This window comes from Streptomyces sp. NPDC111507 (assembly GCF_055638955.1).
In genome coordinates, this window is sequence record NZ_JBVKBU010000009.1 from 332,277 (window position 1) to 343,890 (window position 11,614).

Consider the following 11,614-nt stretch of genomic DNA (forward strand, 5'->3'; position numbering starts at 1 on the left):
GCGGGAGCTCGGAGCACCGGGCTGAGAGGGCGCTGACCTCCGTCTTAGCGATGTTTCACGTGGAACGAGTGATGTTTCACAAGGGACGTCGGCAGACGGAATCCGCTGCGTCGACCGCCGAACCTGTTACCGGGTAATGCCGGCGTAGGGAGTAGGTCTCATGACCAACAAGGACGTACGCACGCCTGCCTCCAGCCAGATGGGCGAGGCGCCTGCCGCGCCCGAGGGCGAACAGCCGCGGGAGGCCGGGAAGTCCATCGGCTGGCACAAGGGATACGTCGGTGGTTCGCGCCCCGATCTGCGGGTGCCGGTCCGTCAAGTGCACCTCACCAACGGGCAGTCCGTCACGCTGTACGACACCTCCGGCCCGTACACCGATCCGATCGTCGACACCGACGTGCGCAGGGGCCTCGCGCCACTGCGCGAGAACTGGATCATCGCCCGCGGTGACACCGAGGAGTACGCGGGCCGTCCCGTCCGTCCCGAGGACGACGGAATCAAGCACACCTCACCGCGCGGGGGCCTGCGCAACCTCGACGCGGTCTTCCCGGGGCGGCCGCGTCAGCCGCGTCGAGGCCGTCCCGGAGAGGCGGTCACGCAGCTCGCGTACGCCCGGCGGGGCGAGATCACGCCCGAGATGGAGTTCGTGGCGGTCCGCGAGAACGTCGACCCCGAGGTCGTACGCGAGGAGATCGCCGCCGGTCGCGCGGTGCTGCCCGCGAACGTCAACCACCCGGAGATCGAGCCGATGATCATCGGCAAGCGGTTCCTGGTGAAGGTCAACGCCAACATCGGCAACTCCGCCGTCACCTCCTCCATCGAGGAGGAGGTCGAGAAGATGACCTGGGCGACCCGCTGGGGCGCGGACACGGTCATGGACCTGTCCACCGGCCGCAATATCCACACCACGCGGGAATGGGTTCTGCGCAACTCCCCTGTCCCCATCGGCACGGTGCCGCTCTACCAGGCTCTGGAGAAGGTGGACGGCCGCGCCGAGGAGCTGACCTGGGAGATCTACAAGGACACGGTCATCGAGCAGGCCGAGCAGGGCGTGGACTACATGACGGTCCACGCGGGCGTGCGGCTGCCGTACGTGCCGCTCACCGCGAACCGCAAGACCGGCATCGTCTCGCGCGGCGGCTCGATCATGGCGGCCTGGTGCCTCGCCCACCACAAGGAATCGTTCCTCTACGAGAACTTCGAGGAACTCTGCGAGATCCTCGCGGCGTACGACGTCACGTACTCGCTCGGCGACGGGCTGCGGCCCGGGTCGATTGCGGACGCCAACGACGCGGCTCAGTTCGCGGAGTTGAGGACGCTTGGGGAACTCAACACGATCGCGAAGCGTTTTCATGTACAGACGATGATCGAGGGCCCGGGACATGTCCCGATGCACAAGATCAAGGAGAATATCGACCTTCAGCAGGAGATCTGCGATGAAGCTCCGTTCTATACGCTCGGCCCGCTGACGACGGACGTCGCGCCGGCGTACGACCACATCACCTCCGGCATCGGTGCCGCGATGATCGCCTGGTGGGGCACGGCCATGCTCTGCTATGTCACGCCCAAGGAGCACTTGGGCCTGCCCAATCGTGACGACGTCAAGACCGGCGTCATCACCTACAAGATCGCCGCCCACGCAGCCGACCTCGCCAAGGGGCACCCAGGTGCACAGGAATGGGACGACGCGCTGTCCGACGCCCGCTTCGAGTTCCGGTGGGAGGACCAGTTCAACCTGGCCCTCGACCCGGACACGGCACGGGAGTTCCACGACGAGACCCTGCCAGCCGAACCCGCCAAGACGGCGCACTTCTGCTCCATGTGCGGCCCGAAGTTCTGCTCGATGAAGATCAGCCAGAGCATCACCGAGCAGTTCGGCGGTACGGCAGCCGCGGGGGCGTCGGCTGAAGAGGTCGCCGAGGGGATGCTGCAGAAGTCTCGGGAGTTCGCCGCCGCGGGCAACCGGGTCTATCTGCCGCTCGTGGACTGATTCGCACGCACGCGCAGTCGTGACCGGAGCCGTTCGCCGCGTACATCAGGCGCAACGAACGGCTCCCGGGCCGCGTTCTCTCGGCAGACTGGGCCCATGACATCGACATCCATGAGCAAGGGCGCCAACCTTCCCGTCGCCGCCGGGACGGTGCGGGCGGTGCTCGGCTGGAGAGGAGGGGCCGGTGCGCCGGACGCGGATGCCTCGGCGCTGCTGCTTGGCCAGGGCGGACGCGTGCGGGACGACGGGGACTTCGTCTTCTACAACCAGCCGCAGCACGCCTCCGGCGCCGTACGGCATCTCGGGAAGCAGCGGGACGGCGCTGCCACGACGGACACCGTCGAGGTGGACCTGCATGCCCTGGAACCGGAGATCGAGCGGGTCGTCCTGTGCGCCTCGGCCGATGGTGGCACCTTCGGCGGGCTGTCCGGACTGACGCTGCGGCTGCTCGATGCCGGGACTCAGCAGGAGATCGCGCGCTTTGAGATGGAGGCCACGACGGAGACGGCGTTCATCGGGGGCGAGCTGTATCTGCGGGGAGGTCAGTGGAAGTTCCGGGCGGTCGGGCAGGGCTATGCGTCCGGGCTGGCCGGTCTCGCCACCGACTTCGGTATCAGCGTGGAGTCCGACGGGGCCGGTGCGTCCGGGCCGGAGTCGGCGGTTTCGTCCGGGGGCACACCGGCGGTTTCGACCGCGCTCCCGCCGGCGGGCTCGCGGACAGCCGCTTCCAGCGTTGCGGGCACCCCGCCGGCACCCCCGGCATCTCCGGCACCCCCAGTGTCCCCGGCTTCCTCTCCGCGTCTCAGCAAGGGCGAGGAGCGGTTGCCGGTGGACATGCGCAAGCGGCTCTCGTTGCGCAAGGAGCAGGTGGCGGTCAGCCTGCGGAAGCATGGTGCGGAGGGGGTCACGGCGCGCGTCGTGTTGATCCTCGACGCCTCCGGTTCCATGTCGTTCCTGTACTCGAAGGGCGTCGTGGCCGATGTGGTGGAGCGGATGGCCGCGGTGGCGGCGCAGTTGGACGACGACGGGGTGATGCAGGCGTGGACGTTCGCCTCCCATGCCGCCCGGCTGCCGGACCTGAGTCCGGGCGAGCTGCCCGAGTGGCTGCAGCTCCATGTCCGGGTCGGTGAGCTGAGCCTGTTCCGGCGGAGCAAGAAGCCGCGGAAGGGCCTGCTGCCGGGGCAGGTGGACATGCGGGCGGTCGGTATCCAGAACGAGGAGCAGAAGGCGATCGCCGAGGTGCGTACGTATGTACGAGAGCACCCGGCTGTCGATCCCACGCTGGTGTTGTTCTTCTCCGACGGAGGTGTCTATCGGAACAAGGAGATCGAGCAGGAGCTGAGGGACGCGGTGGAGGAGCCGATCTTCTGGCAGTTCGTGGGCCTGGGGCGGTCGAACTACGGCGTGCTGGAGCGGTTCGACACGCTGCCCGGTCGGCGCGTCGACAACGTGGGGTTCTTCGCGGTGGACGACATCAGCGGCGTACCGGACCCGGAGTTGTACGACCGGCTGCTCTCCCAGTTCCCAGCCTGGATGAGGGCCGCCCGGGGGCTCGGCATCATCTGACGGGGCGCGCCGGGACCGTACGAGCGGGACGGGCGGGACGGGCGCCGGTGAAGGGGCGGGCAGCGGCAAAAGGGCCCGCGCCGTATCGGCGCAGGCCCCTCGTTCCCGTCACCCCGGTGTCGGCCCGCCGGGTGTCACTCCGGCTGGTGCTCGGGCCCCCCGAAGTCCGGGCTGGTGAAGTCCGGGCTGGTGAAGCTCGGGCGCGGACCCGCCGCGGGGCCGCCGTCGGGGCTGCTGAACCCCGGCCGGTTGTAGCCGAGGTGCGGCATGCGGCCGGTGGTCGGTGTCGGTGACGGACGGGTCAGTGCCGCCGTGCCCGGATCGGTGAGGGCCTCCCGGAGGAACGGCATGATGCCGCGCTCCAGCAGGGCCTCGCGCCAGGCTTCCCTGGCCCGGGCCACCTCCGCGTTGAGCTCGCCGGGTGCTCCGGCCTGGAGCGAGGACGAGCTGTTGCGCAGAGCGGTGAGCAGCAGCCCGACCGCGGCGACCAGGATTGCGGCCGCCGTGACCGCGCCGAAGACCCAACCGGTGGTCAGCAGGGTCTGGGCGAACGCCAGCTCGGGGGTGAGGACCTTCAGGATGAATCCCACGAGCAGGAAGATCGCCGCGGCTGTTCCGGCGAGGACGGGCGCGAGCACCGCGACGACGGCGATCGCGCCGGCTCCGGCGGGCTCGGTGACCTCGCCCATGGTGGCGGCGAGCCCCATCGCGGTCGAGCCGGGCTCCGCGGAGCCCGCTCCTTCGCTCACGGTTGGGGTGGACGGCGCCGGGCGGCGCAGTTCCTCGCGGACCTTCACGTAGTGCGCGTACTCGGTCGCCGCGGCCACCGTGATGAGTGCGGTGGCGTTGAGCGCCATGGTGCGCAGCTGTTCGGCATTGAGCCGCTGGCCGACAGCGGCGAGTTCCGGGCGGTGTGGGGCGGAGCGCAGCGCCTCATCGAGGATCCGCTCGTATTCCTGGCGGTCCTCGCTCAGCAGGTGCTGCGGAACGCTGTTCATGTGCATCCCCCGATGCTCCGTAGGGCTGGTGGCTCGCACGCTGACGAGCCGTCGGGCAGAAACGGAGGGGAGCCTGCTACGGATAAGCCGATGGTAGAGCGGTGACGGCACGCCGTGACAGGGGGTTTCCAGAAATTGCCCCCTGGCCAGCGCTGTCCTTCGTGGGGGATGCCTGCCCGAAGAACCCTCAGCTATCCAGGGGCAGTTGCTGGACCAGCAGTTTTCCGGCCATGGTCACTCCGCCGTCCATCGCGATGGCCAGTCCGTCGGCGTAAAGATGTGGTCCCTCGACCACGGGGCTCGCGGCGTCCTCGCTGTCCTCCGAGCCGACCTCGCCCAGGAGGTACGGGATGGGGCTGTGGCCATGGACGACACGGGTGCCACCGTAGGTGTCCAGCAGCGACTGCGCCGCCTCGGCGCCACCCTCGTCGCGGAAGGCGAAGCGTCTGGTGAACTTCCGGAAGAGGTCCCAGCACTCGTCCGCGTCGTTGCGCGTGAGGGTTTCTCGGATGGTGTCGTTGACCGCCTCGATCGAGTCGCCGTAGTCGAGGTAGGCGGTGGTGTCGGAGTGCACGAGGAGGTGCCCGTCGACCTGCTCCATGGCGTCCAGGCGGGCCATCCACTGCAGGTGGTGGTCCTGGAGGCGGTCCATGTCGGTCTTCTGGCCGCCGTTGAGCAGCCATGCGGCCTGGAAGGTGGCGGTGCCCGCGCCGGAGTTGACGGGGGTGTCGCCGAACCGCTTGGCGCCGAGCAGCAGCAGCTCGTGGTTGCCCATGAGTGCCTTGCAGTAGCCGCCGACCGCGGCTGCCTCGGCGGACAGCCGCATCACGAGGTCGATCACGCCGATGCCGTCGGGGCCGCGGTCGGTGAAGTCGCCGAGGAACCACAGGCGCGCGGTCCCGGCGGACCAGTTGCCCGCGGCGTCGAGGAGGCCCTGCTCCTGGAGCGCGGCGACCAGCTGGTCGAGGTAGCCGTGCACGTCGCCCACGACGTACAGCGGACCCGGCCCGTCGGCGGGCTGGGGGGCCGCCACGGCGGCGGGGTCCACGGCGACCTGCACCGTGTCGCCCCGGTTGATGACGGGCAGGTCGCGCCGGGTGGGCGTGTAGCCCTCGGGCTCCTCGCCGACTCCGGCCGCCTCGCCGGGAGCTGCGCTCGGCGGGTACGGACCGGTCTCGTGGATGTACGCGGGCACCCGGAAGTCGCGCAACGTCTCCGTCCGCACACCCTCGGGTCCCTGACCGGCCCCCTGAGTCATCGACCCCTCCACCACCATCGCGCCGCATCTGCACCGGTTCGGACTGCCTGGTCGCAGCGGCCCGCGGTGTCGTGGGCCCATCATAGGAATGCGGATCGCGCCATGTGATGACCCAGGGGTGGTGAATCGGAGCAGGAGCCCTGTTCACCACGGTTTTCGCCCGAATTGGGCGGGGCTTTCCCTGGTGGATGCCCCGCCGCCGACATGACGGACGTCAACCTCAGCGTACGCCGGACCACTCCTCCCCGGGTGACCCGGACTACCCCTGCTCGGGTGACCGGGGCGGGCTGACCGTCGTACGGGGTGGACGTCGCTCGGAGGAGGTCCGCACGATCAGCTCCGTCGGTATGACCTGTTCGACGGGTTGGTCGGTTTCCGCTCCCTCGATGGCGTCGATGAGGAGCTGGACGACGGCGGTGCCGATGCGGCGGGGTTTGAGCGAGAGGGTGGTGATGGGCGGCTCGGTGCTGGCGTAGACGGTGGACTCGCTGCAGCAGACCAGCAGCAGGTCGTCCGGGACGCGCAGTCCGTAGCGCCGGGCGGCGGCCAGCAGATCGGTGCCGTTGGGGTCGAAGAGGCCGTAGACCGCGTCGGGGCGGTCGGGCCGGGCCAGCAGCCGGTCCGCAGCGACGGCGCCCGCACACGGGTCGTGGGCCGGGTAGGCCTCGTACACCGGATCCTGTCCGACCCGCTCGCACCAGTGGAGATACGCGGTGGTGGACAGGTGGGTATAGGTGTCGGTGGAGGTGCCGGTGAGGAGGCCGATGCGGCGGGCGCCGGCGTCGGCGAGATGGTCGAGGATGTCCAGGACGGCGGCTTCGTGGTCGTTGTCGACCCAGGCGGTGACGGGCAGGGTGCCGGCGGGGCGGCCGTCGGAGACGACGGGTAAGCCCTGCCGGACGAGCTCGCTGACCACGGGGTCCTGGTCGGAGGGGTCGATGACGACGGTTCCGTCGAGGGCGACGTTGGACCAGACGTCGTGGCGTGAGGTGGCGGGGAGGATGACCAGGGCGTAGCCGCGGGCGAGTGCGGCGGAGGTGGCGGCTCTGGCCATCTCGGCGAAGTAGGCGAATTCGGTGAAGGTGAAAGGTTCATCCCCGTAGGTGGTCACGGTCAGGCCGATGAGGCCGGACTTGCCGGTACGGAGGGTGCGGGCGGCGGCCGACGGGCGATAGCCCAGCCGGTCGGCGACTTCGCGGACGTGGCGTCGGGTGGCGTCCGGGAGCCGGCCCTTGCCGTTGAGGGCGTCGGAGACGGTTGTGATGGAGACGCCTGCGGCCGCGGCGACGTCTCTGATTCCCGCCCGGCCCGGTCGACCGCCTCGGCGGGTAGTCTCCGCCCGGCTCACCTGGTGCTTCCCTGCTGCTGTCATGGCGAGCCGATAGTAGGGCTCATGCGGTGGGGTAGTGCGGACGCATATGCACGCGTTGACAGGCACGTTTCTGCATGATCAATAAGGCCCTACTCCCTTTGAAACCAAGTCAGTTAAACGATCCAATGGCATTACGTGACGCGTCGGCGCGCATGGGCCTGCCAAGTGGGTCATGTTTCGAAGAGGTCTCAACTCACCTGCACGGGTGATGCGCGCTACGGCGTGAGCCACCAGCGCACAGCCTTGAAGGAAACGCGCCCCCGATTCGTACGCCTTCGTACGAGGATGACCGCGGAGTCCGCACGGAGAGGGTCACCGGGGAGTATGACGATGATCACCAAGGCGTACGCGGCGGGTCGTGGGCCAGGGCCAGGGGTGTCGCATGGTTGTCCCCGGCCCATTCGCAGCGGCGCCGAATCCTCATAAGGTGAGAAGCATTGGTAGCCGCTGGTGGTCATGAGCCAGCGGTGGTCGCGAGGAGGACTGCGGTGAGCGAGACGAGCCCCAAGCTGCGTGCCGAGCTGGAGGGTGTCCCCAGCTACAAGCCGGGCAAGCCCGCCGCGGCCGGCGCGGTGGCGTACAAGCTGTCCTCCAATGAGAACCCCTACCCGCCGCTGCCCGGGGTGATGGAGAGCGTGACCGCCGCGGCCGGTACGTTCAACCGCTACCCGGACATGGCGTGCACGGGGCTGATGAGCGAGCTGTCGGACCGCTTCGGGGTCCCCCTCTCGCACTTGGCGACCGGCACCGGTTCGGTCGGGGTGGCCCAGCAGCTGCTGCAGGCGACCAGCGGACCGGGCGACGAGGTGATCTACGCCTGGCGGTCCTTCGAGGCGTACCCGATCATCACGCAGATCAGCGGGGCGACCTCGGTACGGGTGCCGCTGACCTCGGACGAGGTGCACGACCTGGACGCCATGGCCGACGCGATCACCGACAAAACGCGGCTGATTTTCGTCTGCAACCCGAACAACCCGACCGGCACCGTGGTGCGCCGGGCCGAGCTGGAGCGATTCCTCGACCGGGTGCCTGGCGATGTCCTGGTGGTTCTGGACGAGGCGTACCGCGAGTTCATCCGGGACGTCGAGGTGCCGGACGGCGTTTCGATCTACCGTGACCGTCCCAACGTCGCTGTGCTGCGTACCTTCTCCAAGGCGTACGGGCTCGCGGGCCTGAGGGTCGGTTTCGCGATCGCGCACGAGCCGGTGGCTGCGGCGCTGCGCAAGACCGCGGTGCCCTTCGGGGTCAGCCAGCTCGCGCAGGACGCGGCGGTCGCCTCGCTGCGTGCCGAGGACGAGCTGCTCGGCCGGGTCGGCGCTCTGGTGTGCGAGCGCAACCGCGTGGTCGAGGCGTTGCGTGGTCAGGGCTGGACGGTGCCCGAGACGCAGGCCAACTTCGTATGGCTCAGGCTGGGGGAGCGCACGCTCGAATTCGCCGCCCACTGCGAGCAGGCCGGGGTCGTCGTGCGGCCCTTCGCCGGCGAAGGGGTGCGCGTGACGATCGGCGAGACCGAGGCGAACGACATCTTCCTCAAGGCGACCGACGGGTTCCGCAAGGAGCTCTGACGTCACATCCCGCTGACAACCCCGCTGCTCCAGTGCCTCGCGGCGCCGGAGCGGCGGGGTTGTTGTCGTCGGTCCGGAGGACACCGTGGTGTGCTCCGGAGGACACCTTGGTGTGTTCGAGACCTTCCGAGGGGTTGACGCAAAGGGGGACCCCCCTTCGAGGGTCGAAAGCCGGTGCGTCATAATTGCTTGTGAATGTGAACGCGTTCACAAGCGTGTCCCGATTGTCCCGTGATGTATGTAGCAAAAGGGGCAAACTGCCGCTGTAACCACGGCGGCGTAAGGAGACTGACGACGTGGAACTGGCTTTGGCACCGGAGACTCTGGCTCGGTGGCAGTTCGGCATCACCACCGTCTACCACTTCCTTTTCGTCCCTCTGACGATCTCGCTCGCCGCTCTCACGGCGATTCTGGAGACCGCCTGGGTGCGGACGGGCAAGGAGCACTACCTCAGGGCGACCAAGTTCTGGGGAAAGCTGTTCCTGATCAACATCGCCATGGGTGTCGTGACCGGCATCGTGCAGGAGTTCCAGTTCGGCATGAACTGGTCCGACTACTCGCGCTTCGTCGGTGACGTGTTCGGTGCCCCGCTTGCCTTCGAGGCACTGATCGCCTTCTTCTTCGAGTCCACCTTCATCGGGCTGTGGATCTTCGGCTGGGACAAGCTGCCGAAGAAGGTGCACCTCGCCTGTATCTGGGTGGTCTCCATCGGCACGATTCTGTCGGCCTACTTCATCATGGCGGCCAACTCCTTCATGCAGCATCCGGTCGGCTACCGGCTGGTGAAGAAGGCGGACGGCACGATGCGCGCCGAGCTGACCGACTTTCCCAAGGTGCTCTTCCAGGAGACGGCGCTCGTCAACTTCTGGCATGTGATCAGCGCGTCCATCCTGGTCGGCGGCGCCTTCATGACCGGCATCGCCGTCTTCCACCTGCGCAAGAAGCGCCACGTCCGCACCATGAGGATGTCGCTGCGGCTCGGCCTGATCACCGCGCTGGTGGGCACGCTCCTCACCGTCGTCAGCGCCGACACCCTCGGCAAGGTGATGTACGAGCAGCAGCCGATGAAGATGTCGGCTGCCGAGGCCCTGTGGGACTCGCAGCAGCCCGCGCCCTTCTCGCTCTTCGCATACGGCGATGTCGCCAAGGGCCACAACACCGTCGCCATCGAGATCCCGGGGATACTCTCCTTCCTCGCCAAGAACGACTTCAACGCCAAGATCCCCGGCATCAACGACATCAACAAGTCCGAACAGGAGAAGTTCGGGCCCGGTGACTACCGGCCCAACATCCCCACCGCCTACTGGGCGTACCGCTGGATGATCGGCTTCGGCGGGGTTTCGATGGCCCTGTGCACCGCCGGCCTCTGGCTGACCAGGCGGAAGTTCTGGCTGGGGCCGGAACACCGCACCGGGGACGAGGACGTCCCGAAGCTCATGCTCACCAAGAACATGGAGCTGACACCGAAGCTCGGCATCTGGTGGTGGCGGCTGTCCCAGTGGACGTTGATCTTCCCGCTCATCGGCATCTCCTGGGGCTGGATCTTCACCGAGACAGGGCGTCAGCCCTGGGTGGTGTACGGCCTGCTGAGGACCAGGGACGCGGTCTCGCCCGGGGTCTCCCAGGCGGAGGTGCTGACCTCGCTGATCGCGTTCACCCTCATCTACGCAATCCTCGCCGTCATCGAGGTGAAGCTGATGCTCAAGTACGTGAAGCAGGGTCCGCCGGAGCTCACCGAGGCCGACCTCAACCCGCCCACCAAGATCGGCGGCGACCCCCATGACGCCGACAAGCCGATGGCCTTCTCCTACTAGGCCCAGGGAGCTGCTGAGTCATGGAACTCCACGACGTCTGGTTCGTCATCATCGCGGTCCTGTGGACCGGCTACTTCTTCCTGGAGGGCTTCGACTTCGGGGTCGGCGTCCTCACCAAGCTGCTGGCCCGCGACCGCACCGAGAAGCGGGTCCTCATCAACACCATCGGACCCGTCTGGGACGGCAACGAGGTGTGGCTGCTCTCGGCGGGCGGCGCCACCTTCGCCGCCTTCCCGGAGTGGTACGCCACGCTCTTCTCCGGCTTCTATCTGCCACTGCTGCTCATCCTGGTCTGCCTGATCGTGCGCGGAGTCGCCTTCGAGTACCGGGTGAAGCGGCCCGAAGAGAACTGGCAGCGCAACTGGGAGACGGCGATCTTCTGGACCTCGCTCGTCCCCGCGTTCATGTGGGGCGTGGCCTTCGGCAACATCGTGCACGGAGTGAAGATCGACAAGAACTTCGAGTACGTGGGCAACTTCGGTGACCTGCTCAACCCGTACGCGCTCCTGGGCGGTCTGGTCACGCTGACGCTGTTCACCTTCCACGGGACCGTGTTCGTGGGGCTCAAGACCGTCGGGGACATACGGGAGCGGGCGCGCAAGCTTTCGCTCGGGGTCGGGTTGGTGGCCGCCGCGATGGCGCTCGTCTTCCTGATCTGGACCCAGGCCGACAACGGCGACGCGAAGTCCCTGGTCGCGTTGATCGTGGCCGTGGTCGCCCTCGTCGCCGCGATCGCGGTGGCCCAGACGGGGCGCGAGGGCTGGGCGTTCGCGCTGTCGGGGCTCACCATCGTGGCGGCCGTCGCGATGCTCTTCCTGACGCTCTTCCCGAACGTCATGCCGTCCTCGCTCAACGCGGACTGGAGCCTGACGGTCAGCAACGCCTCGTCGTCTCCCTACACCCTGAGGATCATGACCTGGTGTGCGGGAATCGCCACACCGATGGTCCTGCTGTACCAGTCATGGACGTACTGGGTGTTCCGCAAGAGGATCGGTACGCATCACATCGCCGCGGATGGTGCGCACTGAGCCCGGCCTTATGGGCTGAATCC

At 68.0% G+C, this 11,614-nt stretch carries 8 protein-coding genes; 5 read left to right on the forward strand and 3 right to left on the reverse strand.

Annotation, left to right across the window (positions count from 1 at the left end):
- Window positions 1–160 precede the first annotated feature (160 nt).
- Together thiC and ACZ7M2_RS32825 are read left to right on the forward strand one after the other, a co-directional pair.
- Window positions 161–1,990, forward strand: a complete 1,830-nt coding sequence (gene thiC / locus ACZ7M2_RS32820) for a phosphomethylpyrimidine synthase ThiC (RefSeq protein ID WP_471598373.1) — start codon at window positions 161–163, stop codon at window positions 1,988–1,990.
- A gap of 96 nt (window positions 1,991–2,086) precedes the next feature.
- Window positions 2,087–3,556: a VWA domain-containing protein gene (locus tag ACZ7M2_RS32825; protein WP_471598374.1), complete on the forward strand. Its 1,470-nt coding sequence runs from the start codon at window positions 2,087–2,089 to the stop codon at window positions 3,554–3,556.
- Between the two features lie 134 nt (window positions 3,557–3,690).
- Here the strand turns inward: ACZ7M2_RS32825 and ACZ7M2_RS32830 are convergent, their stop codons facing one another.
- From ACZ7M2_RS32830 to ACZ7M2_RS32840, 3 genes are all read right to left on the reverse strand, one after another.
- Window positions 3,691–4,560 (reverse strand): hypothetical protein, encoded by an 870-nt coding sequence (locus tag ACZ7M2_RS32830; RefSeq protein ID WP_471598375.1) that lies wholly within the window; start codon window positions 4,558–4,560, stop codon window positions 3,691–3,693.
- A gap of 181 nt (window positions 4,561–4,741) precedes the next feature.
- Window positions 4,742–5,812: a metallophosphoesterase gene (locus ACZ7M2_RS32835; RefSeq protein ID WP_471598376.1), complete on the reverse strand. Its 1,071-nt coding sequence runs from the start codon at window positions 5,810–5,812 to the stop codon at window positions 4,742–4,744.
- Between the two features lie 259 nt (window positions 5,813–6,071).
- The gene (locus ACZ7M2_RS32840) at window positions 6,072–7,184 is read right to left on the reverse strand and encodes a LacI family DNA-binding transcriptional regulator (protein WP_403700219.1); all 1,113 of its coding nucleotides are present in this window, start codon (window positions 7,182–7,184) and stop codon (window positions 6,072–6,074) included.
- A gap of 488 nt (window positions 7,185–7,672) precedes the next feature.
- On the opposite strand from ACZ7M2_RS32840, the gene hisC reads away from it, so the two are divergent.
- The 3 genes from hisC (at window position 7,673) to cydB (ending at window position 11,591) form a co-directional block, all read left to right on the forward strand.
- A complete protein-coding gene (hisC, locus tag ACZ7M2_RS32845; RefSeq protein ID WP_471598377.1) occupies window positions 7,673–8,749 on the forward strand; it encodes a histidinol-phosphate transaminase in 1,077 nt (358 codons plus the stop codon).
- 296 nt (window positions 8,750–9,045) lie between these two features.
- Entirely contained in the window at window positions 9,046–10,563 is a 1,518-nt protein-coding gene (locus ACZ7M2_RS32850) for a cytochrome ubiquinol oxidase subunit I (RefSeq protein ID WP_471598378.1), read from the forward strand.
- A 20-nt stretch (window positions 10,564–10,583) separates the two neighbouring features.
- Window positions 10,584–11,591: a cytochrome d ubiquinol oxidase subunit II gene (gene cydB / locus ACZ7M2_RS32855; RefSeq protein ID WP_471598379.1), complete on the forward strand. Its 1,008-nt coding sequence runs from the start codon at window positions 10,584–10,586 to the stop codon at window positions 11,589–11,591.
- Window positions 11,592–11,614: the final 23 nt, after the last annotated feature.

Excerpts from the sequence above, each read along its gene's own strand:
- cydB (WP_471598379.1), top strand. The coding sequence starts at position 10,584 with ATGGAACTCCACGACGTCTGGTTCGTCATCATCGCGGTCCTGTGGACC.
- ACZ7M2_RS32835 (WP_471598376.1), bottom strand. The coding sequence starts at position 5,812 with ATGACTCAGGGGGCCGGTCAGGGACCCGAGGGTGTGCGGACGGAGACG.
- ACZ7M2_RS32825 (WP_471598374.1), top strand. The coding sequence starts at position 2,087 with ATGACATCGACATCCATGAGCAAGGGCGCCAACCTTCCCGTCGCCGCC.
- thiC (WP_471598373.1), top strand. The coding sequence starts at position 161 with ATGACCAACAAGGACGTACGCACGCCTGCCTCCAGCCAGATGGGCGAG.
- ACZ7M2_RS32840 (WP_403700219.1), bottom strand. The coding sequence starts at position 7,184 with ATGACAGCAGCAGGGAAGCACCAGGTGAGCCGGGCGGAGACTACCCGC.
- ACZ7M2_RS32830 (WP_471598375.1), bottom strand. The coding sequence starts at position 4,560 with ATGCACATGAACAGCGTTCCGCAGCACCTGCTGAGCGAGGACCGCCAG.